The sequence below is a fragment of the Campylobacter sp. DY7 genome, from assembly GCF_057802535.1.
Genome location: NZ_JBYJAU010000006.1, coordinates 98,060 through 123,000, shown reverse-complemented (window position 1 = coordinate 123,000; position 24,941 = coordinate 98,060). Strand labels below are relative to the sequence as shown.

Sequence of the window (24,941 nt, the reverse complement as noted above, 5' to 3'; positions counted from 1 at the left end):
ACTTGTTTAGATATCAAAGATTGACGTTGAAATAATTGATATATTTAAAATTAACAATAAAACTATTTAAAAATAACAAGTTTGATAACTGAAGTTATGCAAACGAAAGCCTGAATTATATACATCAAAACTTAAAGTATTCTTAAATATATAAAAAATTTTTAAAAAAATTAAAAATATTTAAAAAATGTAAAAAAGTTGTGGAAAAAAATATAGTAAAAATATGAAAAAATATAGAATACAATATGAAAAAGATGTGAAAAAATATGGATAAAGTTTTTAAGTTATTTAGTGTGAGATTGGAGTGATAGATAGTTTGAAAGGGTTGGGGTTGGGAGTTTAGTGTGTGGTTTGATTGGGTTTAGTTAGGGTTTATGGCTAGTAGGGATTTATATGTGAAGTTTATAATATAAATAATTATGAAAAATCAAATTCCTGTTTTAAATTCTTTTAGATAGTTTTATTTTTAGTGATGTGGTTAGAAAAATGGTTTATGTTTAAAGAATTTGGGATAGGAATTTTAAAATATTAAAATATCTAATATTTTAGACTTATTCTAAATATAAATTATCTTGAGTTTTTTTACTAGGTTCTGCATTTTTAGAATTTGGTAATTCTAAATTGTTTTCACCTTTAATATAAGAAATAATATTATCCATATCTTTATCTGAAAGTTTTTTCGCATATCTTTGCATAGCAAATCTTGTCTTGCCTCCAAAATTTCTATCATTTTTATATGATTTTAACATTGATTTTAGTGTTGATGCAGAGAAAGATGTTAAAGCACTAAAAGTTCCACTTGATTTTTCACCTAAATCACCATGGCAAACATTACATTTATAAGTATTTATAAAAAGCTCTTTACCTAATTTTGAATCGGTATTGTCAAAAGTGTAATTTAATAAAGAATCAGTGTTTAATTTGGCATTTAGTGATAAAGTAAGTGGTAATACAAATAAAATCTTTTTCATAATTCAATCTTTAAAAAGCTAGGCTTTTAAGCCTAGCAATTAATTAAAATGTATATTTAGCTTCAAATCTGATTAGCTTATCTTCATTTTTGCTACCATCTACGCCTTCAACATTTTTTGTTTTACCATAAGCATAGAAAGTTGAGAATTTTAGCTTGTCGCTGTATTTGTATGATAGTTGTGGTTTAACTTCAAATAATTTTTCTTTACCAGCAGTTAATTTGTTTGTTCCATTGATGATATCTACTGCAAATCTTACATCTTCAAATGTGTAACCGATAGTTCCGAAAACAAAATCTTTCTTACCTGTACCACCATTGTAATCTTTCATAGCAAATTCACCATAATTAATTAATTGACCTTCATCTTCTACTGAGTTAAGAGTTAATTTATCTTTTTTACCATAACCAGCATAACCAACATTAAAGTCTAAACCGAATGCATCAAAACCAGCTTCGATAGCATAGAAATTACCATTTGTAGCTACATCACCTTTTCTATCTTTCTTAAGGCTATTGCCTGCATATTGAGCATGAATATTGTATGCGAAATCATCTTTGTCACCTAAAGCAACATTGAAATCTACTGCATAGAATGTTCCCCAGCTAGCCATATTTGAAACCCATAATTGAGCTGCTACTGGATCAAAGTTAGCTATAGCTGCAATACCATATAAATTCTTTGCTGTATGCTTATTGAAAGGTTTTTTAGCTATGAAAAAATCACCATCTTTATTATAGTTATCAAAAGCATAAGCTGCTAAAGTTACATTTTCGATGCTATTGTTTATTACTTTTAATCCTGTTCCTAATAGGTCATCTGTCCAAATTGAACCGATTTCCATTCTACCGAACATGAATGAAGTATCAAAATTTGTATAAGTTAAGTAAGCATCTCTTACTTTAAAAGTTTCTTTATCATTTAAAAATGCATTATTGCCATATGATAGGTCTGCATTTGAATATTGGAATAATGCTGTAGCTTTGAAGTTGTCAGCAATGTCAGCACCGAATTTTAATTGTGCTTTATATTTGTGTCCGCTTTCATTTTCTTTAACAGAAACACCAGCTTTAGTATCTTTACTGCTATCAGTTTCATATCTGTATCTTAACATTCCTGATAGGTCTACATTTTGGATAGCTTCATCTAAAGCAACTGCGTTCGCAAATGAGAACGAACCTGCAGCAACAACTGCTGCTAAACTTAATTTAACTAATTTCATTTTTTCTCCTTTTTTGTAAAAATGTGAATGAATAGTAGCATAAAATTTGAAAATTAAGCTTAAAGTTAAATAAATTTTTTAAAAAATGTAATTTGAATTATCTTTAAAAGGAGAAAATCCCTTGATTTTTCAAGGGATTTTATAAAACTCTTAAGGAGTAAAAAACTAGTCTAAGTTGCGTAGATTTTAAAAGAGCTTAGTTAATACTTAGTAAAAGTAATTATAGTAATATAATTAATGCCATTTGGAGGTTTAAATAATGAATATAGAAGAGTTTTTAATAAATAATACTGATAAAATATATAAAGATTATTGCGAAAAATCAATTTTTACAAAATATAAAATATATGGAGTAAAAAATAATAAACTTAAAAAAATTGCTAAAAATATAATAAAAGTAGGAAAAGAAAAAGAAATTCTTGATAATTTTGACTTTAAAAGCTTTGAAGAAATTCAATTATATATCTATGTTTTAAACATGATTGATGATTTTGAAATGATTGTTAATTACTTAGATGAATTACTAGATATTATAGATAATTGGAGTAATTGCGATAGCATTAAGCCTAATGCTTTTGTTGATAATATGGAAAAAATAAAAAAGTGTATAGAAATATGGCTTAATTCAAATCATATTTATAAGGTAAGATTTGCGATAATTTGCTGTATTAGGTATTTTTACGATGATTACGAAATGCTTAAGAAAATAATCAATCTTGAAAGCAATGAGTATTATATAAATATCGCAAAAGCTTGGTATATAACCGAATGCTTAGGAGAAAACTTTGAAGCAAGTTTTGAAATTTTGAAAGAAAATATACCAGATAAAGCTACTTTAAGTCTAATGAATCAAAAAGTAGGATATAGCATGAAAATAAGTCAAGATAATAAAATAAGGCTAAAGGAATTAAAAAAGATAAAAAAGAATTTGAAATAGGAATTAAATTCCTAATTCAAATTCCGATAATTTTTGAGCTAAAATACCACAAAATTCATCAAAATTAGTTCTATAATTTTTAAGCTCGTTTTGTTGTTTACCCCACATACATTCAGGATAAAATCCATCATCGCTAAATCTAGCCATTACATGCCAGTGGGCCTTAGGCAAGTAGTTTGCAAATGATGCGTGATTAATCTTAGTAGGATTATAAAACTCAATCATAATTTGCTCTATAAACATAGCAAGTTTAAAGATTTTTAAACTTGTTTCGTAATCATTACTTAATTCTTTATACTCATCTTTTGCATGTATTTCTAGCCATGGAATATTACTCTCATGGCTTTTTATATAGCAAAAATTATTTTCATAAATCACGCTTCAAAATCCCAGAAGAAATTAATCCATTCTTTAGCTTCTTTAACGCAAAACTCAGGCTTAATTATCGCACTTGGTTTATAAAAAATAACAGCAAGCTTTATTTCTAAATGTGGATACATTTCTAATAATTTTTTCTTAATAGCGTCAAGACTTTCACCACTATCTACAATATCATCAATTAATAAAACTTTTTTAGCTTTACTTAAATCAGGAATATTTGTAATTTCTATTGTATCAAGCTTTTTTTGTCCATCATAATGAATGCTATTTAATACAAAAGCATTTCTACTTTTTAACGCAGTTGAAAGCGCATGAGTAAGCGTTAAGCCACCACGAGCAACCCCTACAAAAGCATCAGGATTAAACTCATCTTTAATGCGTTTTGCAAATGGCTCAAAGTCATTTTTAAATTCATCATAAGTATATTTATACATAATTTTACCTTTTAATTAAATTTCATAAATTGTAGCAAGAATACTGCCATACAAATAATTGTGATTACGATTATACCAGCACTTAGCTTATTAAATTCTTTTCTTAACAATCTAACTAAAACATAAGAAATAAAGCCAAACGCAATACCTGTTGTAATAGAATAAGTAAATGGCATCATAATAACAGTAAAGAAAGTTGCAACGCTATTAGCAGGGTCTTTAAAATCAATGCGACTAACTTCCATAAACATTAAAATCCCAACCATTATTAAAATAGGATAAATTGCATTTACAGGAATTGCCTGAAAGAATGGTAAGAAAAATATACATAAACAAAACATTAAGGCTAAGAAAATATTACTAAGTCCAGTTCTAGCACCACTTTCTACACCTGCACTACTCTCAACAAAAGCCGTAGCAGTAGAAGTTCCTATAACAGCACCTATGCAAGTTCCTGCAGCATCTGCAATCATTGTTTTTCCTAATTTTTTGTCCCCACTATCATCAAAGCTTCCATCTGCTCTTTTTTTGTTTTCAAATATTCCACCCCTAATTCCTGCACCTGTAATTGTTCCTATGCTATCAAATAATTGAGTTACAAAAAGTGTCATAACAGCAGGTAAAACCGATAAACTTAAAGCGCCTAAAATATCAAGTTTTGCAAAAATACTCATAAGTCCATCTTTTTCGCTAAAGTTTGGGATTGCTACAAATTCACTTGGTAACTTTGCTCCACCTATGCCAAAAGTCCATGCAATAATACTTCCTATTAAAACAGCTAAAATAAAACCTGCTTTAATTTTCCACGCCCAAAAGCAAACAATTAAAAATAAAACAAATAAACAAAACAGCACATTAGGGTCAGCAAAATTACCTATTTTTAGAAGTGTTACAGGATCAGCTGCAACAATATGAGCTTGATTCATTCCCATAAAAGCAAGAAAACACCCAATACCAGCACTAATAGCACGGCGAAAGTCTTCAGGAATACTCTTTAGAATAAAAATACGAAAATTTGTAAATGATAATACTAAAAATATAAAACCACTTATAAAAACAGCCCCCAAGGCAGTTTCTACTGGAATTCCTTGTCCTTTACACATTGAAAATGTAAAAAATACATTAAGCCCCATACCTGTACTCATTGCAATTGGTGTATTTGCAAAAAGTCCTGTAAAAGCTGTTGCAATTATTGTAACCAAAGCTGTTGCTAGCATTAAAGCTTCTACACTAAGTCCTGTATTGCTTACTATAAAAGCATTTGTTGGAATAATATAAAGCATTGATAAAAATGTTGCCAACGCACCATTAAACTCGTTTTTAACACTTGTGTTATTCTCTTTTAACTTAAAAAAGTCCATTTTTTTCCTTTATTAAAAAATAATTCGCATAAAGCACCTAAATTTGAAATAAATAAAAGTAAAAAGAATTGTTAGCTCATAGATAAGTCCTTTGAATGGTGTTATTGATTTTGATGTTTAAAACTTTTGTTTTCAATCAATATTCCTTGATTTCATTGTATAAACTATCTCTTTCTATTGGAATTAAATTTGATGTTTTGATATTATCTATGAAGTCTTGCAGAGTAATACCATTCGCACTTTTTGCACCACCAGCACTTTGAATATTTTCTTTTTCAATTGTACCATCTAGGTCGTTTGCTCCGTATTCTTGTGCTACCATTGCTAAATTTAGCCCTAAAGTAGCCCAATAAGCCTTAATATGAGCGATATTGTCTAAAACTAATCTTGCTATTGCAATAGTTTTTAATATCTCAACACTTCCTAACGGCTTTAAGTCTTTTAAAAATGAATTATCTTTTTGCCAAACAAGTGGAATAAAAGCATTAAAACCTTTGCTAATATCTTGCTGATGTCTTAATCTTAGCATGTGGTCAATTCTATTTTCACGACTTTCTATGTGTCCAAAAAGCATTGTTGCATTACTTTGTTTTCCTTTTTGATGCCATAGCCCATGAATTTTAAGCCAATCTGTTGAACTTACTTTGCTAGCACAAAGCTCGTTTCTAACTTTCTCATCAAAAATTTCAGCACCGCCACCTGGCATAGAATCAACTCCAAATTCTAACATTTTCTCAATTACTGCGTTAAAATCACCATTGAAAAAACTTTTTGCAATGAAATTAATCTCCGCAGCTGTCATGGCTTTTATGTGTAAGTGTGGATATTTGTCTTTAATCTTTTTGAAAATTTCAAAATACCACTCCCAACCACCTTTTTTGTTATGAGCTGAAACTATATGGATTTCTTTCGTTCCACGAGTAACGGTATCATCAACTATTTTTAAGATTTCTTCGTGGGTTAGATGATATGGATTTGGATTGTGTCTATGAGCTGAAAACGCACAAAAGGCACAAGTATCAACACACATATTTGTAGGATTAATGTGGCGATTACAATTAAAATAAACTTTTTTTCCGTGAAGTTTTAATCTCTTTTTATTAGCGTAAAATCCTAAGACTTGCAAATCTAAATCGTATAATTTGTAGCAATTTTCTTCGCTTAATCTTTTTCCTTCTTCTAACGCTTCTAAAATATCCATTTACCATCCTTAAAAAAGAAAAACGATTATATTTATCTTTGTTTAACAACTTACTATAAATTAGCATAATTTTTATATTTAAAGGATAAAAAATGTGCGGAATAGTCGGTTATTTAGGACAATTAGAAAAAAAAGAAATTATTTTAAAAGGCTTAAAAGAGCTTGAATATCGTGGATATGATAGTGCTGGAATGGCGATTTTAGAAAACAATGAGCTAAACTTCTATAAAAAAGCAGGAAAACTAGAAAATCTAGCTAATTTTATGAATGATTTAAGCTTTAATAAAGAAGGTGTTGCGATAGGTCATACTCGTTGGGCAACTCATGGAAAACCTGATGATATAAACTCTCATCCACATTATGGAGAATATTCTTGTGTAATCCACAACGGAATTATTGAAAACTACAAAGAAATAAAAGAAGAATTAAAAAATATTAATTTTAATTCGCAAACCGATACCGAAGTTATCGTGCATTTATTTGAAAAATATGCAAAAGATTTAGAACCACAAAAAGCCTTTAGCGAAGTTGTTAAAAAGCTTGATGGTGCTTTTGCTATCTTATTAATTACAAAGAAAGCTCCTAATACTATATTTTTCGCAAAGAAAAATGCTCCTTTAATAATAGGTTTAGGTGAAAAAGCTGATGAGTTTTATTTAGCATCTTGCGATGCTCCTTTGGTTGGAGTATGCAAAAAAGTAGCGTATTTAAATGATGGGGATTTTGGTTATATAAACAAAAGTGGCATACATTTATTAAATGGCTCGGTTGAGTTTAAAGAACTAAGCTGCGATAAAGAAAGTGCTTTAAAAGATGGCTTTGATACCTTTATGGAAAAAGAAATCTACGAGCAAAGCCAAATCGTGCAAAACATATTAATAGGAAGAATTGCAAACGATAAAGTAAGTTTTGATGAGCTAAAGAATTTGAATCAGGAATTTAGCAAAATCATAATTTGTGCTTGTGGCACAAGCTATCATGCAGCACTTGCTATGAGTTATTATTATGAAAGAGAAGCTTTAATTGAATGCCGTGTAGAAATCGCTAGTGAGTTTAGATATAAAAAAGGCTTTTTAGATAAAAATGCTTTATTTGTTTGTATTTCACAAAGTGGCGAAACAGCCGATACGCTAGAAGCATTAAAAATAGCAAAAAATACAGGGCTTAAAACCTTAGCATTATGCAATGTTGATAATTCAAGCATAGCAAGAAGTGCTGATTATTGTATTTTAATTCGTGCAGGAATTGAAAAAAGTGTTGCAAGCACAAAGGCCTTTTGTGCTCAAATGCTAAACCTATGGCTACTAGCTCTATATTTAAATAAAAACAAAGATTTAAATATAGCAAAAGAACTTGAAGCGATAAAAAATTTATCAAATGTTTTAAAGGTAAATAAACAAACCCACGATAAACTAAAACGCTTAAGCAAACGCTATTTGCACGGACACGGCTTTTTCTTTATAGGTAGAGATTTATTCTATCCGCTTGCACTTGAAGCTGCGTTAAAATTAAAAGAAATTAGCTATATGCACGCAGAAGGCTACGCAGCTGGAGAGATGAAACATGGTCCTATTGCACTTGCTGATAGTGAATTATTCACAATTGCATTTATGCCGAAAAATATTCTTTATGATAAAACTCGTTCAAATGTTTTAGAATTAAGTGCAAGAGATGCAAATATTTTAGCAATTTCTCCTATTGAGTTTGTTGAAGCAGATGATTTTATAAAAACAAGCGAACAAGAGCATTATCTAAGCGAGTTTTTTGAAATGATGGTAATTATGCAATTATTTGCACTAGAAATCACAAATCGTGTTGGTGCAAATGTTGATATGCCAAGAAACTTAGCAAAAAGCGTAACGGTTGAATAAAGAATTTGAATTAGGAAATTAAAAATCCTAATTCAAATTCCAAAACTTTTAAGAATTAGCAGTATTTAAGTGATTTATTATTTCATCAATGCTATTTTTATGAAAATTTTTTAATTTTATATTTGAATAAAATCTACCATTAGCTTTAATTTTTAAGCAATTTCTTTTTCTTTTATAGCTTTTAATATCGCTTAGTTTTATGTTTTTTGTAAAAAATATAAAGCTTATTGCTATTCCACCATCATACAAAACAACTTCAGTTATAGGCATATCATAAATATATATTATGAGTAAAATTAAGAAAAATATGCCTAAATAAATAAAGCCTGCTTTAAAAACTCCTTGTGTTATTGCAATAATCAAAGCAATAAATACAAAATATAAAACATTGCTAAAATCTAATTTAGGCTTAATTGTTTTTATATCCATAAATTACTCATCAATTGATAAAATCTCAGCTCTTCCATTTACAATAGCTACGCAATGCTCGTAATGAGCTGTGTTTAAACCGTCCATTGAGGCTGTTTCCCACATTCCTTTTAGATTTTTTGGTCTTCCGTCTTTTTGACAAATCATAGGCTCTATGCAAAATACCATGCCGTTTTTAATCTTTGGACCATTTTTTATACTATCGTTTGGGTGCAAATAGTTTGGGATTTCAGGCTCAGCGTGTGGTTTTCTACCGATTCCATGTCCGCAAAATCCTTCTAATGGAACAAATCCACGAGAGCGAATAAAATCTTCTAAAATCTTACTAAGCTCTTTAAATCTCATGCCTTCTTTAATCTGGCTAATTGCATTTAATAAACAATCTTTACTGCAAGCAATTAATTCTTCATCTTTTTTTGAGATTTTTCCAACCGCATAAGTTCTAGCAGCATCGCCATAGTATCCATCTATAAAAGTCCCAACATCGCAACCTACAATATCGCCTTCTTTTAAAATCCTATCATCAGGAATTCCATGAATGCAAGTTTCGTTAAGGCTTACGCAAATTGCACCTGGAAAGCCGTAAAGACCTTTAAATGCTGGTTTTGCACCAAGGCTTAAAATATAATTTTCAGCTGCTTTATCTATTTCTTTTAAAGAAATTCCTGGTTTTATTATAGTTTGCAAATAATCTAGCGTTTTTGCAACCATTTTATTTGCAACTCTTAATTTTTCTATTTCTATTGGTTTTTTTATTTCTATCATTTTTATTCCTTTTTAACTTTATAACCTAAAAATACAAGCACTAATGCTAAGAATAATTGAAAGGCATTATCTTTATTAAATCCTACATAGTCTAACATTAATCCATTAATTACGAATACTGCAATGCTAGTATAAATCAATAATTTGCTTAAAAATCCACTTTTTGCAAGTCTTGTGCAAGGGCATCTTCTGCCGATTTTTGCTATTGTTTCATTTTTTGGAGAATTTTTTTGAAAAAACCATGCCATTGAACCAAAAAATATAAGTATATAAATAAAAATTAGCATTGTTTAATATATCTTATCCAAGAATCAAAATGCGGTTTTTCTAAACTAACTTTTGTTTGATTTCCATGACCTGGAAGTAAATAAAAATCATCTTTTAAAGATTTTGCTTTTTCTAGGCTTTTTACCATATCATCAGCATTTGAGAACTCAAAATCCCATCTTCCTATGCTTCTTTCAAATAAAAAATCACCACTAAAATAAAGATTATCAAATTCTATCATAGAACAACCCGGCGTGTGTCCTGCAAAATGATGAAAGGTAAATTTTAAACCATTAAAAACTAATTCTTCTTTATCGCCAACAGCAATTGCAATATCATTACTACTTAAATAGCCACTGCCATCATCTTCAAGCATAAAAATATCATCTTTTGGAGTATAAATAGGAGCTTGAAATTCATTTGCTACTAATTTATTATCCCATATATGATCGTAATGTCCGTGAGTATTTAAAATAGCTACAACTTTTTTAGATTTTGCTTTTATAAATTCTAATGCTCCTTTACCTGGATCAATTACAATATCGCCTAATTCATGCTTTACTATATAGCAATTTGTAGCGTATTCGCCACAAGGTTTAACTAAAATATCATACATTTTTAATCCTTTCATAAAAATCTTGAAGTATTTTAATGTCTTTACTTGCTTTAAAGTCAATCTTAATTCCGAATTCAAATTCTTCTTTGCAATATTCATTTTTCATCGTAGTTGCTAGGATTTTTGCAGGGTCTAATAAATTTGCTTTAGGAAAATAAGCTTTAAACTCTTTTTCTAAAAACGGATAATGAGTGCAAGCATAAAGTATATTTTCATAATCATTTTTTTGAAAATACTCTGCAAAATATTCGCTTGATTTTGAATATTGCATACTTTCTACTATTGGGACAAAAGAAATTGGGCTTATAAAATCTGCTTTTATATTGTATTTTTCACAAGCTCTTTGATATATACCTGAATTAATAGTAGCCTTTGTTGCAACTACTAAGGTGTTTTGATTATTTGATATTTTACTAAGTCCTAAAATACCATAATCACTAATAGGCAAAACCTTTGTATTTACATTAAGTTCGTTTAAAATTGAACTAACTGTATTACAAGCTAGTATTATTAAATCTACATTTAAGCTTGTTAGATAATCAATAGCGTTTTGACCTATTATTAAAATCTCTTCTTTGCTTTTAGTTCCAAAAGGGACATTTTTATTATCAGCATAATAGATTATTTCTTTTGCAATTTTATTTTTTACTAATAAATCTAAAGTTCCAAGACCACCTACTCCACTATCAAATATGGCTATTTTATTTAGCATTTGCATACCTTCTTGCTTCTATGTATCTAGTATTCCAATATCTTACATTAAGGCTTTGAATTCTTGTTCCGCCTTTTGAAGATAAGTGTATAAAATTATTATTTTCAAGATATATTCCAACATGTAAACCAAAAGGACCATCAGTTTTAAAAAACAATAAATCTCCTACTTTTAGCTTAGATTTTGAAACTTTTTCTCCGCCTAATCTTTGATATTTTGTAGTTCTTTCTAAATTAATGCCATAAACATTTTTATAAATATCTTGTGTAAAAGAAGAACAATCTGCACCTTTATTCTTGTTTGTTCCGCCTAATTTATATGGAGTGTAACGCCAAGAATGAGCTGCTATTAATATTTTTTCAATCATTTTATTTGGATTTTTTGTAAGTTCTAAGTTTAATTTAGAATCATAAATTGCATTTGGCTCAAACATTTGAGCTGGATAATTTGCATAAATTTCATCTATTAAAATTATATTATCTTGTTTAAAGCTATCAATTTCTTCATATTCTAAATCGGCTATATTTTGCGAACAAGACGCAAAAAATATAGCCAAAAAAATCGGCAAAAATATTTGCCTATTAATTATCATAAGCCTACTGCACTTAAGGTTTGGTATTTATTCACATACATTTGAGCTTCAATTTTTCTCATAGTATCAAGTGCTACTTGAACAACAATTAAAACTGATGTTCCACCAAAATAAAATGGAACTCCCATAAATTTAGCTAAAAGCCAAGGTAAAGTAGCAATAATTGCTAAATAAATTGAACCGCTTAATGTCAAACGACTTGCAATTTCGTTTAAATAAAGAGCTGTTCCCTCGCCTGGGCGAATACCAGGAATAAAACCACCTTGTTTTTTTAGGTTTTCTGAAATATCTTTTGCATTAAATGCAATTGATGCATAAAAATAAGCAAAAAAGATAACAAAAAAGAATGTAAATATATGAAATACATAGCCATTTGGATTGAAAATATCATTAAATTTCATAATATATTCATTTGTGCTTGATTGTAAAACCGTTGCAGGAAATGTCAAAATAGCACTAGCAAAAATCGGAGGGATAACACCACTAAGATTTAGCTTTATAGGAATATAGTTCATAATTCTTTTGTTTTGATTTTGCATTAAAACTTTTCTGCTGTATGAAATAGGAATTCTTCTTTCACCTAATTCAACATAAATAATAGCACCAATTGCTGCAATAATAACTAAAGCAATTCCGATTACTACTAAGAAGTTTAACTCGCCTGTATTTACAAGATTTATTGTGCTAGAAATTGCACTTGGAATTCCAGAAACAATACCAGCAAAAATAATTAATGAAATACCATTGCCTATACCTCTTTGAGTAATTTGCTCACCTAACCACATAAGCAACATAGTTCCAGCTAACATACTAGCAGCGCTTAAAGCTATAAATGTATTAAAATCAATCATAATAGCTGCTTCACCTGTTCTTGAGTGTAAGCTTTGAAGCCCTACTGAAACCCCAACACTTTGAATTAGAGTGATAACAATAGTTGCTACACGAATAATTTGCATATACTTCACCATTCCATCACGCTCTTTTTTCATACGACCGATATTTGGGAATGTTGCTGCAAGTAATTCCATAATAATTGATGAAGTTATGTAAGGCATTATGCCTAAAGATATGATTGAAAGTCTTTCAGCAGCTTTACCGCTAAACATATTAAACATACCTAAGGCATTGTTTGTATTTGATTCAAAAAATTCTTTAATTACATCTACATTCACACCAGGAACTGGCACGTATGCCAGTATCCTGTAAGCAAATAAAAGCGCCAATGTTATAAAAATTTTATTGGCAAGATTTTTATTCATTATTTACTTCCGCTAGTTTTAATGTTTTCGTCTTTAATTTTTGATGCTAATAAATTAGCACTTGCACCTATTAATTTAATTTTCTTAACACTTGAAGAAAATCTGTGAACACTTTTAATGCTCTCAAATGTAATTTCTTTAAGTTCTTTAATAGCTACAATTTTTTCAACATTAATTACATAAGGTTTTTCAAACTTAGAAGTAAAACCAACTTTTGGTAATCTTCTTTGTAATGGTTGTTGACCACCTTCAAAACCTCTTTTTTCATTATAACCTTTTCTAGCTGTTTGACCTTTACCACCTTTTGTAGCAGTTTTTCCCCAGCCTGAACCTTGACCACGGCCTATTCTTTTTGTTTTATGAGTAGAGCCAGCTGCTTTTTGTAAATTTTCAAGTCCCATTTTTTATCCTTTCAACATACTTAAAGCTTTGATTGTAGCTCTTACAACGTTGCCTGGATTTGATGAACCAAGTGATTTTGTAAGAATATCTTTAATACCTGCAAGTTCAATGATAGGACGGCTAGAGCCACCTGCGATAACTCCTGTACCTTCGCTAGCAGGCTTTAATAAAATACGGCTTGCATTGTATTTTACTTCAATATCGTGTGGAATTGTTTGGCCACGAAGTTTAACTGAGATAATGTTTTTAAACGCATCATCAACTGCTTTTTTAATAGCATCAGGAACTTCTTTAGCTTTACCATAGCCAACACCTACAAGACCATTTTTATTACCAACAATTACAAGTGCTGTAAATCTAAAGCGGCGACCACCTTTAACAACCTTTGTAACTCTACCGATATCAACAATTACTTCTTCAAATTCTTCTCTATTATATTTTTCCATAATTTATCCTTATAGTTTGATACCGTTTTCTCTTAAAGCATCAGCAAAAGCTGCTACAACACCATGGTATAAATAACCATTTCTATCAAAAACCGCTTCTTCAACTTTGATTGCTTTTAAGTTCTTAGCAAATTCAGCTGCTAATTTTTTAGCACCTTCAATATTTGCTTTAATACCTAATTTTTTACCATTTGCACTAGCAATTGTATGTGCTTTAACATCATCAATAGCTTGAACATAAAGTGTTCTATTTGATTTAAAAATAGATACTCTTGGTAAAGTTGCGCAACCATTAATTTTTGCACGAATTCTCTTTTTTCTCTTAATTCTAAGAGATAATTTTCTTTTTAAGATATTTGCTCTCATTACTTATCCCTTACTTCTTAGATGTTTTACCAGCTTTGCGAATAATACGCTCATCTGAATACTTAATACCTTTACCTTTATAAGGCTCTGGTGGTCTGAATTCACGAATTTTAGCTGCAACTTGACCTACTACTTGCTTATCAGCACCTGTAATAACAATAGTATTTTTCTCAACTGCTATTTCAATACCTTCTGGAGCATCAAAAATTACTGGGTGTGAAAAACCTAAAGCCATTTCTAAAGTTTTACCTTTCATAGCAGCTTTATAACCAACACCGTTGATTTCTAATACTTTTTTAAATCCTTGTGTAAGGCCTATTACGATATTGTTTGCTAAAGCTCTATATGTTCCCCAATAAGCTCTTGAGCTTCTATCATCACTTTTTGGTGTAAATACAACTTGATTATCTTTTACTTCAACATTTACATGTCCTTTAAAATCAAGTTCTTTTTTTACATTACCTTTTGTGAATGTAAGAACATTGCCATCTACTTTAGCAGAAATTCCAGCTGGAATTTCAATTGGTTGTTTTCCTATTCTTGACATATTTTTCCTTTTTATTTGTCTAGGGAAAGCTTAAGCTTTCCGAATGCCATAAAAAGCATTAATTACCAAATAGTACAAAGTACTTCGCCACCGATGCCTTCTTTATAAGCAACTTCATTGCTTAAAACACCCTTGCTAGTACTTACAACTATTGTTCCATAACCGTTTTTAAATCTTTTGATTTCATCTTTTCCACGGTAAACTCTACGACCAGGTTTGCTAACACGCTTAATTTCATTAATAACGCTTCTGCCTTTTTCATCATATTTTAAAACTACATTGATGAATTTTTTCTTATCTTCTTCTACAACGCTATAATCTTCAATATAACCCTTAGCTTTAAAAATATCAACAATTGACTCTACAACTCTTGAGTGTAAAAGTTTTGTTGTATCTAATCTGCGAAGAGCTGCATTTCTAATACGAGTTAGTGAATCTGAAATTAAATCATTAATCATAACTTCTCCTTACCAGCTAGCTTTCTTAAGACCAGGAATTAATCCTTCATTAGCCATTTTTCTTAGGCACACACGGCAAATTCCAAAATCTCTATACACAGAGTGTGGACGACCACAAATTTGGCATCTTGTATAAGCTCTAACTTTAAATTTAGCTGGACGAGCAGCTTTTGCTATCATTGATTTTTTTGCCATATTACTTTCCTTTTGTGAAAGGCACACCAAATAATTCTAATAATCTTAGTGCCTCTTTATCGCTATTTGCTGTTGTAACAACATTGATATTCATACCATGAGTTCTTAAAATTTGATCATAAACAACTTCTGGGAACATTAATTGTTCATTTAAACCAAAGCTATAATTTCCACGACCATCAAAACCATCACGGCTTAAACCTCTAAAGTCTTTAACTCTTGGTAATGCAATAGAAATTAACTTATCTAAGAATGCATACATATTGTCTTTTCTTAAAGTTACCATTACACCAACAGGAAAGCCATCTCTTACTTTAAAACCAGCAACTGATTTTTTAGCTTTAGTAACAACTGCTTTTTGACCTGAAATTAAACTAATTGTATCAACAATGCTTTGTAAAACTTTTTGGTCTTTTGTAAATTCTGCACTTAAACCAACGCTAATAACAATTTTTTCAATAGCAGGAATTAGCATAGGATTTTTAATATCAAATTCCTTAGCAATTGCAGGCTTAATGCTATTAACATATTTTTCTTTTAATCTCATATTATGCCTCCACCTTAGCTACATTTGAAATATCCATAGGCATTTCCTTATTTACAAAACCACCTTGTGGGTTTTGCTCGCTAGGTTTTACTGCTTTTTTAGCAATTTTGCAACCTTCAACGATTACTTGATTTTTCTTAGGAAAAACTGCCTTTACAACACCTGTTTTACCTTTATCATCACCTGCGATAATTTTTACATTATCACCTTTTTTAATTTTAAATTTAACAGCCATTATAAAACCTCCGGAGCTAGTGAAACAATTTTCATAAAGCCACCATATCTTACTTCTCTACCAACTGGCCCAAAAATACGAGTTCCAACTGGCTCTCTCTTAGCATCTAAAATAACTGCCGCATTTTCATCAAAACGAATTAATGAGCCGTTTTCTCTTTGAACTTCTTTTTTAGTTCTTACGATTACAGCCTTAACTACTTGACCTTTTTTAATTTTACCATTTGGTAAAGCTTTTTTAACAGATGCAACGATTACATCACCTACGGTAGCATATCTTCTTTTACTACCACCTAATACTTTTATACACATAATTTCTTTTGCGCCGCTATTGTCAGCAACTACAAGCCTTGTAAAACTTTGTATCATTACTCAACTCCTGCTGCTAAAATTGTTTTAAGACGAAAAGACTTGCGTTTTGACATTGGTCTGCATTCAATCGCAACAACTGTATCACCAATGTTAGCAGTATTTTTTTCATCATGAACTAAATATTTTTTAAAGCGTTTTACGATTTTTCTATATCTAGGATGAACAACTTTGCGTTCTACTAAAACGCTAACTGTTTTATCTCCTGATTTTGAAACGATTACGCCTTGTATTTCTCTTTTAAAACTCATTATTAGCCCCTTATTTCATAGCTGATATTGCTGTGTTAATTCTTGCAATATCCTTTTTAACTACACGAAGCTCATTTGTATTTGTAAGCTGCATCGTTTTAAGCTTTTGTTTTAGTGTAAATAAAAGCAACTTTTTTTCTTTTAACATAGCATTTAATTCTTCTGCTGTTTTATCTTTTAGCTCAGTATATTTCATTTTCACTCTCTCTTGTAACGAACTTAGTTTTAAATGGTAATTTACTCATAGCAAGTGCAAGAGCTTCTCTAGCCATATCTTCACTAACGCCTGTCATTTCAAAAAGAATTCTGCCTGGTTGAATATTCATTACCCATTCTTCAACACTACCTTTACCTTTACCCATTCTCGTTTCTAATGGTTTTTTAGTTAAAGGTTTATCTGGGAATACTCTTATCCATGATTTACCTTGTCTTTTAACATGACGAGTTAGAGCAATACGTGCTGCTTCAATTTGGCGTGAATTAACTCTACCACCCTCAGTAGCTTTTAAAGCATAATCACCAAGAGCAAGTTTTGTGCCACGGCAAGCATAGCCACGATTGCGGCCTTTCATCATTTTTCTAAATTTTGTTCTCTTTGGCATCAACATAATTATTTACCTCTTCTGGTTCTTCTTGTCTTCTTTGCTGCTGGCTCTTCAGTTTTATCAGCTTGAACACCTTTATGTAATACCTCACCTTTGAAAATCCATACTTTAATACCTATATTTCCATAAGTTGTATGAGCTTCTGCAAAACCATAATCAATTTTTGCTCTTAAAGTATGTAAAGGCACACGACCTTCAAGATACCACTCAGTTCTAGCCATTTCAGCACCACCTAAACGACCTGCAACACTAACTTTAATACCTTTTGCTCCTGCTTTTTGTGCATTTTGAATAACTTTTTTCATCGCACGGCGGAATGCAACACGCTTTTCAAGTTGAGTTGCAACACTTTCAGCTGCTAATTGAGCTGATGCGTTAGCACGACGCTCTTCTTTAATGTTAAGATTTACTTCTTTATTGATAATTTTTTGTAGTTTTGTTTTAATTACTTCAACATCGCTACCTTTTTTACCAATAATAATTCCAGGACGAGCTGCAACTACAGTAACTCTTAATTTCTTAGCAGTTCTTTCAATTATAATTTGACTAACTCCTGCATAGTATAGCTCTTTTTTAAGAAAAGCACGGATTTTATAATCTTCGCCTATGCTTTGTGCTAAACTAGCTTTAGCTGGAAACCATCTTGATTCCCAATTTCTATTAATTCCTAGTCTAAGACCTATCGGATTTACTTTTTGTCCCATTTTAGCTTTCCTTACTTTCAGTTTTTGCTCTACTTACTTCAACCATAATATGAGCAGTTGGTTTTCTAATGCGACTTGCACTTCCTCTAGCTCTTGGTCTAATTCTCTTAAGCACAGCACCAGCATCAACACGGCATGAACTTACTACTACTTCGCTTGGCTCATATCCACCATTTGCAACAGCACTTGAAATTGCATTAGAAATGTATTTTGCTGCTTTATTTGGCATGAATTTTAAACTTGCCATTGCTAATTCAGCATTCATTCCTTGAACTTCTCTTGCTAATAATCTTGCTTTAGTTGGTGATAGTCTTATGAATTTAATTAATGCTTTACTCATTTACTACCCCTTACTTTCCAATTTTCTTTTGCACTGAGCCTTTGTGGCCTTTGAATGTGCGAGTTGGTGCAAATTCACCTAATTTATAACCTATGTGATTTTCAGTTACATACACAGGAATAAAGCTTTTACCATTATGAACGTTAAATGTAAGACCGATCATATCAGGAGTAATAGTGCTTCTTCTTGACCAAGTTTTAATTGGTTTATTATCGTTAGCTTTTTTTGCTGCGATAACTTTTTTCATAACATGAGAATCAACAAAAGGACCTTTTTTTAATGATCTAGCCATCTTACTTTCCTTTTCTTCTTGATATTATTAGCTTATCGCTAGCCTTTTTACGGCGAGTCTTAGCACCTTTAGTTGGTTTACCCCAAGGTGTAACTGGGTGACGACCTGAGTTTTTCTTACCCTCACCACCACCATGTGGGTGATCTACTGGGTTCATTGCGCTACCACGAGTTTGTGGGCGAATACCTCTATGTCTATTGCGACCTGCTTTACCTATTGTAACGTTAGCCCAATCTTCGTTACCAACTTCACCAATACTAGCCATACATTCTGCTAATACTCTTCTCATTTCACCTGATTGAAGACGAACGATTACGTATTTTTCTTCTTTACCCATTAATTGAGCAAAAGAACCTGCAGAACGAATCATTTGACCACCTTTACCTGGTTTTAATTCTAGGTTGTGAATGATTGTACCAACAGGAATTGATTTTAATTTCATAGCATTTCCTGGCTTAATATCTAAACCTTCATCTGCTGAACATACAATATCGCCTACTGTTAAACCACGAGGTTGGATAATATATCTTTTTTCACCATCTTTATAAGCGATTAATGCAATACGGCAATTTCTGTATGGATCATATTCAATAGCCTCTACACGACCTTCAATTCCAAATTTATTTCTTTTGAAATCAATAATACGATATAGTTTTTTTGCACCTGCTTCTTTATGGCGGCTTGTGATTCTTCCGTTATTATTTCTACCTGCTGCAGCTGGAAGTTTTACAAGTAATGAGCGAACGCTAGCTTTTGCTGTAATATCATCGCTACTTACACCTGTAATATAACGTCTGCTTGGGGTATATGGTTTATAAGTTTTAATAGCCATCTTAGCCTTCCTTATTTTCTAAACTAGCACCCTCAGGTAGCTTTACATAAAACTTTTTAAAGTCACTTCTTTGACCTTCTAGTCCTCTAAATCTCTTTACTTTTCCATCCATTCTTAATGAATTGATTTTTAAAGGAACTATGCCAAAATATTCTCTTAACACTTGCTTTAGACCATTTTTAGTCATTTTAGGACTAGCTTGGATAACTACCACGCCACCTTCTTGAAGGCCTAAAGTTTTTTCTGTATAAACTATATTTTTTATATCTGTGATATCAGCCATCTTAGCCCTCTTTCGTAATTGATGCTAAAGCATCTTTTTCAATAATTACAGAATTAAATATACTTAATAAATAAGCATTTACTTCAGTAATATCAACAACATAACAATTAGCAAGATTTCTAAATGCTAATAATGTTTTTTCATCTAATAATGACTTAACAATTAAAGCATCTTTAACACCTATTTTATTAATCATAGCTCTTGCATCTTTTGTTTTACCACTTTCAATAACTATATTATCTACTGCAAATAAAGCGTTTGCATTAGCTTTGTCTGCTAAAGCTCTTTCAAATGCTAATCTTTTTTGCTTTTTATTTACTTTTTGAAAATAGTTTCTATTGTTTGTTGGACCAAATGCAACTGCACCACCTACCCATACGTTAGTTCTTGTTGAACCTGCACGAGCACCACCGCGACCTTTTTGTCTCCATGGTTTTTTACCACCACCGCTAACTTCGCTTCTACCTTTGGTATGAGCTGTATTTGCTCTCATGCTAGCTTGGTATGACTTAACATATAAATAAAGGTTATGAGGATTTACTTCAGCGTATCTTGCTGGTAAATCAAGCTCGCTAGCTTTTTCAAATTTATCGTTTAATACGCATACTTTCATTTTACAATCCTTACTTTACCCATTGCACCATTATAACCTGCAACGCTTCCTTTTAATACTAAAATACCATTTTCAGCATCAAATGAAACAACTTCATTTTTAACAGTAACTAATTCATTACCAAAATGACCTGCCATTTTGCGTCCTTTTTGAACACGACCTGGCCACTCGCGGTTACCTATTGAACCTGAGCGTCTGTGAAAACGGCTACCATGACTTGCTGGACCACCTGCAAATCCGTGTCTTTTAACAACACCAGCATAACCTCTACCTTTTGAGTTGAAGCTTACTTTTAAAACTTTTGCTTCAGCTAAAGGTGTAGTATCAATGTCACCTGTTTCTGTATTTGCTACTTCTAAACTAGCAAATTTGTTAAACTCTGCACTTAGGCTGTATTTTTTTTGCTGACCTGCGATGCACTTGTTTTGGTGTTTACCTTGTGCGTATGCAACGATAGCTTTACCATCTTTAAGTTCGCAAACTTTAGTTTGAACTAACTTAAGTAGTGTTACAGGAGTGCTAGAGGTGTTAATTGTTCTACTCATTCCGATTTTTTCAACAATATATTCCATACTCTATCCTTACTTGCCCATTGCACGAACTTCAACATTAACTTCTGGTGCCAAATCAAGCTTTGTTAAGCTATCAACGGTATCAGTAGTAGCAGCCAAAATATCAATCATACGAGCGTGAATTCTCATTTCAAATTGTTCTCTTGAATCTTTATTGATGTGCGGAGATCTTAAAACGGTATAACGCTTTATTTTTGTAGGCATTGGTACTGGACCTCTAATTTCAGCACCAGTTCTCTTAACGGCTTCAACAATTGCCGCAACTGTACGATCTAGAACCCTGTGGTCATAAGCTTTTAACTTTAACCTAATTCTTTCCATTTTTTTTCCTTTTAAAAGAACTCGTTGGCATTTAAGCCAACCCATTAAAGAACATGTGATAAGTATCACAAAAACTAAAATAGGTTCGCAAGTGTATTTAATATAAGTTTACTTGTCAAGAAAAAAATGAATTTTTACTTATTTTTATCTCTTTAAAAAAGATAATATTTATTTTTATAATAATTTAAATTATTTATATTAATTAAGTAATTTTCACAAAATTACTATAATATATTAAAGGATTATTTGTAAAAATATTTAATTTTGAGTGCTTATATAATATTGTTTATATATATATATGGTATTTAAAATATATGATAATAAAACATATTATTTTTTTAAAACATATATAAAGAAAATAATAAATTCATAATAAGAAAAAATTATTCTTTTATTTGTTAAATAATTTTAGAACTTACTAGTATTATAAAAAATTGTTTTTATAAATACTACTAATAAATATTTTCCGAATTCAAAAAGAATTTGAATTCGGAATTTAAATTTAAATTATTTTATTATCTTTTAGAAGTTTTAAAAAATCATCTTTTAAAAATGGTTTAATTTCATCAAAACTCAAGCGAACTTTTATATAACCACTTGCGTATGAAAATAATTCATAAGGGCTATATGAAAACACAATACCTAAATTATCAAAATAAAAATTATCCACTTCTAAAGGGCTAAAAAATTGATTATTTTTCTCTGCGTGATTTGTTTTATTTTGAAAATCTCTTATTTTTTTAGTGATTTTTTCTTTTAATTTATCTATATCTTTAAATGCGTTTTTTGAAGTAATTACTTTGCTATCTTTATCTAAAATCGCAAATTTTACAAAGTGCATAGGATGAGCACCTTTATTGTCTTCAATAAGCTGAAAACGAACGCTTGTTAAATCATTTTTAGCATATACAATATCTTCTGTAATTTGTAATGTTCCAAAATGATTTAAGCTTTGTGCGAAAAAATCATTTAAATTTAATTCTTCCTTATTTGCACCGCTTAAGTAACGAATCTTAAAAGCTTCATCTTTAGTGCTTAAGCTAATACTATCGTATTTAACCCCTATTGCTTTGTTTGCATTAAAATTAATCTCATCATTTATTAAATCATTACAAGCAAAACAAACATCATCTTTCATAATATTCATAGCGCTAATAAACTCAACCTTATCTTTATGCTCGTTCATAGTAAAATAAGCGCTCTTATTATCATCTATCATCAAAAAACCTGCAGCATTTAAGCTCAGAGCAACTACACTTGAAATTAATATCTTTTTCATTCTAAACTCCTTTTAATAAAATATAATTTTATCAAAATTCTATAACGATTGTTTCACGTGAAACAAAAATTTATGATGAATATTAATTGAAATAATTTTGGAATTTGAAATAGGAATTTAGATTTTATTTTTCACAAAATTCTTCAAATTCTTTAATAACACCTAATCTTAAATCCTTATAAAAAGCATCAATATGTCTTAATTTACTTATTATATTATTACACCTTTGTTTGATTACTAAGCTACCTTCAAGGTCTTTTAGCTTTTTATTTGTATCTTTTATAAACTCACAATTCTTACCTGTATTTAGACATAATTCAAAGGCTTTTTTGTTATATGATTTTAGTAATTCATCATCATTTTTTAATGCTAACTTTAAATCACAATATTTACTAACACCGCCTTCACATATTTTGTTAGCATAAAATTTTTGTAATTTCTCATCATTTTCTTTAATAGCAAGTGTTAGTTTTGCATAGCACGAACCTAGTCTAAAAGTGCTTTTTTTAGAGTTTTTATTTGCCTTAATCTCATCACAATATTCGCTAACATTTTTTAAAGGATTTGCTAACTCATAATGATAACAAGCAATATTATTTTTAAAACTATAACAATCATCTTCTAAGCTTTTTTTATCTAAAGTTTTAACAAATTTGCTATATTCTTCAACACTACCTATGCTTAAAAATCTGCCATCTTTAATTCTTTTATAATAAAAATTTTGTGGTGGTTTTATGTAATCTATATTAAACAAATAATTAGCCGTATCAAGATATTCACAAGCACCTGCAAAAAAAGGTCTGCCAATATTTTTTTGTAAATAATCTTCACATATTTTTAAATTATTTTCATCATATAAAACAAATGATGGATGTTTTTTATAATAAGCCATTTCCATTTCACTTTTAAGCTCTTTATGAATAACATACATTGAAGTACAAGCTGATAAAACTAACAAAATTACAAAACCTATAATTAATCTAAAAACCATCCGTATTTCCTTAAATATCTTTCACATCTTTTATACTCATCTTTTTGTGATTTTATTGAATAACTGTTATAACAATTTCTTTTATCGGGGTTATTTTTATTACAAGATTTACTCGGGTTGCTTATCTCTTCGTATTTGGCTTTTAGTATTTCGTATTTGGCAAAATATGTTGATATGGTAGGCTCTTCTTTTTTACACAGACAATTTGAACAATAATATATATTGTAATAATAACAATCAAAAACATATCTTGTCGTAGAGTTGCAATCAAGCTCGGCTTCCTTAATGTTTGCATATTTATCATCATAATATTTAACTAATTCTTCTGGGCTTAATTTTGTTCTATAACCCTTTTTGATAGCTAAGTCATAATATTTATACATTTTAGGATTTTTCATAGTTTGAAAAGTCTGAGCAATTTTAAAACATAAATCAGCCCTATCGTCTTCATTTTTGCAAAGATAATCTAAAGTTTTAAAACCAAACTCAGGTGGCTTATAATATTTACCTTCTAGCCCATATTTAACTCCAACGCCAAGTGTATATCCTAAATATACCACTCTAGTGCAAGACGATAAAACTAACAAAATTATAAAACTTACAATTAATCTAAAAACCATCCGTATTTTCTCAAATAATTCTCACATTTTTTATAATCATTTTTTAGCGATTGTATATAAGTTTTACTAAAGCAATCCTTTTTATCAGCATTTTTTTGATTACAAGGATTGTTTGGGTTAGTTAGTTCTTCATATTTAGCTTTTAATTTTTCGTATTTTGCATAATATGTTGAAATAGTCTTTTCTACTTTTTGACATCTAAGATAATTTTGAGAATATCTATTATAATAATAACATTCTAAAACATCCTTCGTTAAAGAATTGCAATCTAAGTTATTAAAATCTTTATTATTTATAATTTTTGTATATTTATCATCATAGTATTTAGCCAACTCTTCTGGGCTTAATTTTGTTTTAAGACCCTTTTTGATAGCTAATTCATAATATTCGTACATTTTAGGATTTTTCATAATTTGAAAATTTTGAGCTGCTCTAAAACATGCATCAGCTCTATCATCAAAATCTTTACAAAGCTTATCTAAAGTTTTAAGGTCATAAAAAGGAGGTGTATAGCTTTTAACTCCTTGAAAGTAATAACCACCAAAACCACTAAGCAAACCTAAATAAGACGTTCCTCTACAAGATGAAAAACTTAAAGAAATAACAAAAAGAGTAAGAATAAGAAAAATTCTTTTCACAAATCCTCCTTACTATAA

39 protein-coding genes are annotated in these 24,941 nt (G+C 30.1%); 2 read left to right on the top strand and 37 right to left on the bottom strand.

What is annotated here, in order from left to right:
* Positions 1–551: 551 nt before the first annotated feature.
* Positions 552–971: a c-type cytochrome gene (locus tag AC1B00_RS05660; protein WP_488848647.1), complete on the bottom strand. Its 420-nt coding sequence runs from the start codon at positions 969–971 to the stop codon at positions 552–554.
* A gap of 43 nt (positions 972–1,014) precedes the next feature.
* Entirely contained in the window at positions 1,015–2,193 is a 1,179-nt protein-coding gene (locus AC1B00_RS05655) for a major outer membrane protein (protein WP_488848645.1), read from the bottom strand.
* Positions 2,194–2,452: 259 nt separating this feature from the next.
* Here AC1B00_RS05655 and AC1B00_RS05650 point away from each other — a divergent pair, with 259 nt between their 5' ends.
* Positions 2,453–3,130, top strand: coding sequence for a DNA alkylation repair protein (locus tag AC1B00_RS05650; protein WP_488848643.1), 678 nt, complete (start codon positions 2,453–2,455; stop codon positions 3,128–3,130).
* Between the two features lie 3 nt (positions 3,131–3,133).
* On the opposite strand, the gene AC1B00_RS05645 is transcribed toward AC1B00_RS05650, so the two are convergent.
* The 4 genes from AC1B00_RS05645 to mqnE form a co-directional block, all read right to left on the bottom strand.
* On the bottom strand, positions 3,134–3,508 hold the full coding sequence (locus tag AC1B00_RS05645; protein ID WP_488848642.1) for an HIT family protein: 375 nt from the start codon (positions 3,506–3,508) through the stop codon (positions 3,134–3,136).
* The gene (locus AC1B00_RS05640) at positions 3,505–3,945 is read right to left on the bottom strand and encodes a phosphoribosyltransferase (RefSeq protein ID WP_239817688.1); all 441 of its coding nucleotides are present in this window, start codon (positions 3,943–3,945) and stop codon (positions 3,505–3,507) included. The genes AC1B00_RS05645 and AC1B00_RS05640 overlap by 4 nt, the downstream gene beginning before the upstream one ends.
* A gap of 11 nt (positions 3,946–3,956) precedes the next feature.
* Complete coding sequence (locus AC1B00_RS05635) at positions 3,957–5,306, bottom strand: NCS2 family permease (RefSeq protein ID WP_488848640.1); 1,350 nt, start codon at positions 5,304–5,306, stop codon at positions 3,957–3,959.
* Positions 5,307–5,442: 136 nt separating this feature from the next.
* A complete protein-coding gene (gene mqnE / locus AC1B00_RS05630; RefSeq protein ID WP_239817686.1) occupies positions 5,443–6,507 on the bottom strand; it encodes an aminofutalosine synthase MqnE in 1,065 nt (354 codons plus the stop codon).
* 92 nt (positions 6,508–6,599) lie between these two features.
* Here mqnE and glmS point away from each other — a divergent pair, with 92 nt between their 5' ends.
* Complete coding sequence (gene glmS, locus AC1B00_RS05625) at positions 6,600–8,378, top strand: glutamine--fructose-6-phosphate transaminase (isomerizing) (RefSeq protein ID WP_488848638.1); 1,779 nt, start codon at positions 6,600–6,602, stop codon at positions 8,376–8,378.
* Positions 8,379–8,426: 48 nt separating this feature from the next.
* Here the strand turns inward: glmS and AC1B00_RS05620 are convergent, their stop codons facing one another.
* The 31 genes from AC1B00_RS05620 to AC1B00_RS05470 all read right to left on the bottom strand — a co-directional run bounded on the left by AC1B00_RS05620 (position 8,427) and on the right by AC1B00_RS05470 (position 24,923).
* Positions 8,427–8,807, bottom strand: coding sequence for a hypothetical protein (locus tag AC1B00_RS05620; protein ID WP_239817684.1), 381 nt, complete (start codon positions 8,805–8,807; stop codon positions 8,427–8,429).
* A 3-nt stretch (positions 8,808–8,810) separates the two neighbouring features.
* On the bottom strand, positions 8,811–9,572 hold the full coding sequence (map, locus tag AC1B00_RS05615; protein WP_239817683.1) for a type I methionyl aminopeptidase: 762 nt from the start codon (positions 9,570–9,572) through the stop codon (positions 8,811–8,813).
* 2 nt (positions 9,573–9,574) lie between these two features.
* A complete protein-coding gene (locus AC1B00_RS05610) occupies positions 9,575–9,859 on the bottom strand; it encodes a hypothetical protein (protein ID WP_239817682.1) in 285 nt (94 codons plus the stop codon).
* Positions 9,853–10,455 (bottom strand): MBL fold metallo-hydrolase, encoded by a 603-nt coding sequence (locus AC1B00_RS05605; protein WP_488848635.1) that lies wholly within the window; start codon positions 10,453–10,455, stop codon positions 9,853–9,855. The genes AC1B00_RS05610 and AC1B00_RS05605 overlap by 7 nt, the downstream gene beginning before the upstream one ends.
* Positions 10,448–11,167, bottom strand: a complete 720-nt coding sequence (locus AC1B00_RS05600; RefSeq protein WP_488848634.1) for a glutamate racemase — start codon at positions 11,165–11,167, stop codon at positions 10,448–10,450. The genes AC1B00_RS05605 and AC1B00_RS05600 overlap by 8 nt, the downstream gene beginning before the upstream one ends.
* Positions 11,157–11,759, bottom strand: a complete 603-nt coding sequence (locus AC1B00_RS05595; protein ID WP_488848633.1) for a C40 family peptidase — start codon at positions 11,757–11,759, stop codon at positions 11,157–11,159. Before AC1B00_RS05595 ends, AC1B00_RS05600 begins: the two co-directional genes overlap by 11 nt.
* Complete coding sequence (gene secY, locus AC1B00_RS05590; RefSeq protein ID WP_239817678.1) at positions 11,756–13,018, bottom strand: preprotein translocase subunit SecY; 1,263 nt, start codon at positions 13,016–13,018, stop codon at positions 11,756–11,758. The genes AC1B00_RS05595 and secY overlap by 4 nt, the downstream gene beginning before the upstream one ends.
* A complete protein-coding gene (gene rplO, locus AC1B00_RS05585) occupies positions 13,018–13,419 on the bottom strand; it encodes a 50S ribosomal protein L15 (protein ID WP_488848632.1) in 402 nt (133 codons plus the stop codon). The genes secY and rplO overlap by 1 nt, the downstream gene beginning before the upstream one ends.
* Positions 13,420–13,422: 3 nt before the next feature.
* Positions 13,423–13,866 carry a 30S ribosomal protein S5 gene (rpsE, locus tag AC1B00_RS05580; RefSeq protein WP_214116067.1) on the bottom strand — a complete coding sequence of 148 codons (444 nt, stop codon included), beginning with the start codon at positions 13,864–13,866 and terminating at the stop codon, positions 13,423–13,425.
* A gap of 9 nt (positions 13,867–13,875) precedes the next feature.
* Positions 13,876–14,232 carry a 50S ribosomal protein L18 gene (gene rplR, locus AC1B00_RS05575; RefSeq protein ID WP_239817676.1) on the bottom strand — a complete coding sequence of 119 codons (357 nt, stop codon included), beginning with the start codon at positions 14,230–14,232 and terminating at the stop codon, positions 13,876–13,878.
* A gap of 10 nt (positions 14,233–14,242) precedes the next feature.
* Entirely contained in the window at positions 14,243–14,779 is a 537-nt protein-coding gene (rplF, locus tag AC1B00_RS05570) for a 50S ribosomal protein L6 (RefSeq protein ID WP_239817675.1), read from the bottom strand.
* Positions 14,780–14,841: 62 nt separating this feature from the next.
* Positions 14,842–15,237: a 30S ribosomal protein S8 gene (gene rpsH, locus AC1B00_RS05565; protein WP_239817674.1), complete on the bottom strand. Its 396-nt coding sequence runs from the start codon at positions 15,235–15,237 to the stop codon at positions 14,842–14,844.
* Positions 15,238–15,246: 9 nt separating this feature from the next.
* Positions 15,247–15,432, bottom strand: coding sequence for a type Z 30S ribosomal protein S14 (locus AC1B00_RS05560; RefSeq protein WP_172234194.1), 186 nt, complete (start codon positions 15,430–15,432; stop codon positions 15,247–15,249).
* A gap of 1 nt (position 15,433) precedes the next feature.
* The gene (gene rplE / locus AC1B00_RS05555) at positions 15,434–15,979 is read right to left on the bottom strand and encodes a 50S ribosomal protein L5 (RefSeq protein ID WP_239817673.1); all 546 of its coding nucleotides are present in this window, start codon (positions 15,977–15,979) and stop codon (positions 15,434–15,436) included.
* A gap of 1 nt (position 15,980) precedes the next feature.
* Positions 15,981–16,214, bottom strand: a complete 234-nt coding sequence (gene rplX / locus AC1B00_RS05550; protein ID WP_214116077.1) for a 50S ribosomal protein L24 — start codon at positions 16,212–16,214, stop codon at positions 15,981–15,983.
* Positions 16,214–16,582, bottom strand: a complete 369-nt coding sequence (gene rplN / locus AC1B00_RS05545; RefSeq protein ID WP_214116086.1) for a 50S ribosomal protein L14 — start codon at positions 16,580–16,582, stop codon at positions 16,214–16,216. The genes rplX and rplN overlap by 1 nt, the downstream gene beginning before the upstream one ends.
* Entirely contained in the window at positions 16,582–16,833 is a 252-nt protein-coding gene (rpsQ, locus tag AC1B00_RS05540) for a 30S ribosomal protein S17 (protein WP_488848629.1), read from the bottom strand. The genes rplN and rpsQ overlap by 1 nt, the downstream gene beginning before the upstream one ends.
* Before the next feature lie 10 nt (positions 16,834–16,843).
* Entirely contained in the window at positions 16,844–17,029 is a 186-nt protein-coding gene (gene rpmC, locus AC1B00_RS05535; RefSeq protein WP_239817671.1) for a 50S ribosomal protein L29, read from the bottom strand.
* Positions 17,016–17,441 carry a 50S ribosomal protein L16 gene (gene rplP / locus AC1B00_RS05530; protein WP_214116091.1) on the bottom strand — a complete coding sequence of 142 codons (426 nt, stop codon included), beginning with the start codon at positions 17,439–17,441 and terminating at the stop codon, positions 17,016–17,018. Before rplP ends, rpmC begins: the two co-directional genes overlap by 14 nt.
* Positions 17,442–17,443: 2 nt before the next feature.
* Positions 17,444–18,142, bottom strand: a complete 699-nt coding sequence (gene rpsC / locus AC1B00_RS05525) for a 30S ribosomal protein S3 (RefSeq protein WP_214116093.1) — start codon at positions 18,140–18,142, stop codon at positions 17,444–17,446.
* A 1-nt stretch (position 18,143) separates the two neighbouring features.
* The gene (rplV, locus tag AC1B00_RS05520) at positions 18,144–18,482 is read right to left on the bottom strand and encodes a 50S ribosomal protein L22 (protein ID WP_214116095.1); all 339 of its coding nucleotides are present in this window, start codon (positions 18,480–18,482) and stop codon (positions 18,144–18,146) included.
* A 10-nt stretch (positions 18,483–18,492) separates the two neighbouring features.
* Positions 18,493–18,774, bottom strand: a complete 282-nt coding sequence (gene rpsS / locus AC1B00_RS05515) for a 30S ribosomal protein S19 (protein WP_214116097.1) — start codon at positions 18,772–18,774, stop codon at positions 18,493–18,495.
* Between the two features lies 1 nt (position 18,775).
* Complete coding sequence (rplB, locus tag AC1B00_RS05510) at positions 18,776–19,606, bottom strand: 50S ribosomal protein L2 (RefSeq protein ID WP_239817669.1); 831 nt, start codon at positions 19,604–19,606, stop codon at positions 18,776–18,778.
* Position 19,607: 1 nt separating this feature from the next.
* Complete coding sequence (locus tag AC1B00_RS05505) at positions 19,608–19,889, bottom strand: 50S ribosomal protein L23 (RefSeq protein WP_239817668.1); 282 nt, start codon at positions 19,887–19,889, stop codon at positions 19,608–19,610.
* A 1-nt stretch (position 19,890) separates the two neighbouring features.
* Entirely contained in the window at positions 19,891–20,502 is a 612-nt protein-coding gene (gene rplD / locus AC1B00_RS05500) for a 50S ribosomal protein L4 (RefSeq protein WP_239817667.1), read from the bottom strand.
* The gene (rplC, locus tag AC1B00_RS05495; protein ID WP_488848627.1) at positions 20,499–21,074 is read right to left on the bottom strand and encodes a 50S ribosomal protein L3; all 576 of its coding nucleotides are present in this window, start codon (positions 21,072–21,074) and stop codon (positions 20,499–20,501) included. Before rplC ends, rplD begins: the two co-directional genes overlap by 4 nt.
* A gap of 9 nt (positions 21,075–21,083) precedes the next feature.
* The gene (rpsJ, locus tag AC1B00_RS05490; RefSeq protein WP_214116107.1) at positions 21,084–21,395 is read right to left on the bottom strand and encodes a 30S ribosomal protein S10; all 312 of its coding nucleotides are present in this window, start codon (positions 21,393–21,395) and stop codon (positions 21,084–21,086) included.
* A 502-nt stretch (positions 21,396–21,897) separates the two neighbouring features.
* On the bottom strand, positions 21,898–22,674 hold the full coding sequence (locus AC1B00_RS05485) for an RsiV family protein (protein WP_488848625.1): 777 nt from the start codon (positions 22,672–22,674) through the stop codon (positions 21,898–21,900).
* A 124-nt stretch (positions 22,675–22,798) separates the two neighbouring features.
* Positions 22,799–23,665, bottom strand: a complete 867-nt coding sequence (locus tag AC1B00_RS05480) for a hypothetical protein (RefSeq protein ID WP_488848623.1) — start codon at positions 23,663–23,665, stop codon at positions 22,799–22,801.
* Positions 23,650–24,285, bottom strand: coding sequence for a hypothetical protein (locus tag AC1B00_RS05475; RefSeq protein WP_488848622.1), 636 nt, complete (start codon positions 24,283–24,285; stop codon positions 23,650–23,652). Before AC1B00_RS05475 ends, AC1B00_RS05480 begins: the two co-directional genes overlap by 16 nt.
* Complete coding sequence (locus AC1B00_RS05470) at positions 24,270–24,923, bottom strand: hypothetical protein (protein ID WP_488848621.1); 654 nt, start codon at positions 24,921–24,923, stop codon at positions 24,270–24,272. The genes AC1B00_RS05475 and AC1B00_RS05470 overlap by 16 nt, the downstream gene beginning before the upstream one ends.
* Between the last annotated feature and the right edge of the window lie 18 nt (positions 24,924–24,941).

Bases quoted from the DNA above. Each gene is read 5' to 3' on its own strand.
- AC1B00_RS05660 (WP_488848647.1), bottom strand. From the start codon at position 971: ATGAAAAAGATTTTATTTGTATTACCACTTACTTTATCACTAAATGCC.
- AC1B00_RS05655 (WP_488848645.1), bottom strand. From the start codon at position 2,193: ATGAAATTAGTTAAATTAAGTTTAGCAGCAGTTGTTGCTGCAGGTTCG.
- AC1B00_RS05650 (WP_488848643.1), top strand. From the start codon at position 2,453: ATGAATATAGAAGAGTTTTTAATAAATAATACTGATAAAATATATAAA.
- AC1B00_RS05640 (WP_239817688.1), bottom strand. From the start codon at position 3,945: ATGTATAAATATACTTATGATGAATTTAAAAATGACTTTGAGCCATTT.
- AC1B00_RS05635 (WP_488848640.1), bottom strand. From the start codon at position 5,306: ATGGACTTTTTTAAGTTAAAAGAGAATAACACAAGTGTTAAAAACGAG.
- mqnE (WP_239817686.1), bottom strand. From the start codon at position 6,507: ATGGATATTTTAGAAGCGTTAGAAGAAGGAAAAAGATTAAGCGAAGAA.
- glmS (WP_488848638.1), top strand. From the start codon at position 6,600: ATGTGCGGAATAGTCGGTTATTTAGGACAATTAGAAAAAAAAGAAATT.
- AC1B00_RS05620 (WP_239817684.1), bottom strand. From the start codon at position 8,807: ATGGATATAAAAACAATTAAGCCTAAATTAGATTTTAGCAATGTTTTA.
- map (WP_239817683.1), bottom strand. From the start codon at position 9,572: ATGATAGAAATAAAAAAACCAATAGAAATAGAAAAATTAAGAGTTGCA.
- AC1B00_RS05610 (WP_239817682.1), bottom strand. From the start codon at position 9,859: ATGCTAATTTTTATTTATATACTTATATTTTTTGGTTCAATGGCATGG.
- AC1B00_RS05605 (WP_488848635.1), bottom strand. From the start codon at position 10,455: ATGTATGATATTTTAGTTAAACCTTGTGGCGAATACGCTACAAATTGC.
- AC1B00_RS05600 (WP_488848634.1), bottom strand. From the start codon at position 11,167: ATGCTAAATAAAATAGCCATATTTGATAGTGGAGTAGGTGGTCTTGGA.
- AC1B00_RS05595 (WP_488848633.1), bottom strand. From the start codon at position 11,759: ATGATAATTAATAGGCAAATATTTTTGCCGATTTTTTTGGCTATATTT.
- secY (WP_239817678.1), bottom strand. From the start codon at position 13,018: ATGAATAAAAATCTTGCCAATAAAATTTTTATAACATTGGCGCTTTTA.
- rplO (WP_488848632.1), bottom strand. From the start codon at position 13,419: ATGGGACTTGAAAATTTACAAAAAGCAGCTGGCTCTACTCATAAAACA.
- rpsE (WP_214116067.1), bottom strand. From the start codon at position 13,866: ATGGAAAAATATAATAGAGAAGAATTTGAAGAAGTAATTGTTGATATC.
- rplR (WP_239817676.1), bottom strand. From the start codon at position 14,232: ATGAGAGCAAATATCTTAAAAAGAAAATTATCTCTTAGAATTAAGAGA.
- rplF (WP_239817675.1), bottom strand. From the start codon at position 14,779: ATGTCAAGAATAGGAAAACAACCAATTGAAATTCCAGCTGGAATTTCT.
- rpsH (WP_239817674.1), bottom strand. From the start codon at position 15,237: ATGATTAATGATTTAATTTCAGATTCACTAACTCGTATTAGAAATGCA.
- AC1B00_RS05560 (WP_172234194.1), bottom strand. From the start codon at position 15,432: ATGGCAAAAAAATCAATGATAGCAAAAGCTGCTCGTCCAGCTAAATTT.
- rplE (WP_239817673.1), bottom strand. From the start codon at position 15,979: ATGAGATTAAAAGAAAAATATGTTAATAGCATTAAGCCTGCAATTGCT.
- rplX (WP_214116077.1), bottom strand. From the start codon at position 16,214: ATGGCTGTTAAATTTAAAATTAAAAAAGGTGATAATGTAAAAATTATC.
- rplN (WP_214116086.1), bottom strand. From the start codon at position 16,582: ATGATACAAAGTTTTACAAGGCTTGTAGTTGCTGACAATAGCGGCGCA.
- rpsQ (WP_488848629.1), bottom strand. From the start codon at position 16,833: ATGAGTTTTAAAAGAGAAATACAAGGCGTAATCGTTTCAAAATCAGGA.
- rpmC (WP_239817671.1), bottom strand. From the start codon at position 17,029: ATGAAATATACTGAGCTAAAAGATAAAACAGCAGAAGAATTAAATGCT.
- rplP (WP_214116091.1), bottom strand. From the start codon at position 17,441: ATGTTGATGCCAAAGAGAACAAAATTTAGAAAAATGATGAAAGGCCGC.
- rpsC (WP_214116093.1), bottom strand. From the start codon at position 18,142: ATGGGACAAAAAGTAAATCCGATAGGTCTTAGACTAGGAATTAATAGA.
- rplV (WP_214116095.1), bottom strand. From the start codon at position 18,482: ATGAGTAAAGCATTAATTAAATTCATAAGACTATCACCAACTAAAGCA.
- rpsS (WP_214116097.1), bottom strand. From the start codon at position 18,774: ATGGCTAGATCATTAAAAAAAGGTCCTTTTGTTGATTCTCATGTTATG.
- rplB (WP_239817669.1), bottom strand. From the start codon at position 19,606: ATGGCTATTAAAACTTATAAACCATATACCCCAAGCAGACGTTATATT.
- AC1B00_RS05505 (WP_239817668.1), bottom strand. From the start codon at position 19,889: ATGGCTGATATCACAGATATAAAAAATATAGTTTATACAGAAAAAACT.
- rplD (WP_239817667.1), bottom strand. From the start codon at position 20,502: ATGAAAGTATGCGTATTAAACGATAAATTTGAAAAAGCTAGCGAGCTT.
- rplC (WP_488848627.1), bottom strand. From the start codon at position 21,074: ATGGAATATATTGTTGAAAAAATCGGAATGAGTAGAACAATTAACACC.
- rpsJ (WP_214116107.1), bottom strand. From the start codon at position 21,395: ATGGAAAGAATTAGGTTAAAGTTAAAAGCTTATGACCACAGGGTTCTA.
- AC1B00_RS05485 (WP_488848625.1), bottom strand. From the start codon at position 22,674: ATGAAAAAGATATTAATTTCAAGTGTAGTTGCTCTGAGCTTAAATGCT.
- AC1B00_RS05480 (WP_488848623.1), bottom strand. From the start codon at position 23,665: ATGGTTTTTAGATTAATTATAGGTTTTGTAATTTTGTTAGTTTTATCA.
- AC1B00_RS05475 (WP_488848622.1), bottom strand. From the start codon at position 24,285: ATGGTTTTTAGATTAATTGTAAGTTTTATAATTTTGTTAGTTTTATCG.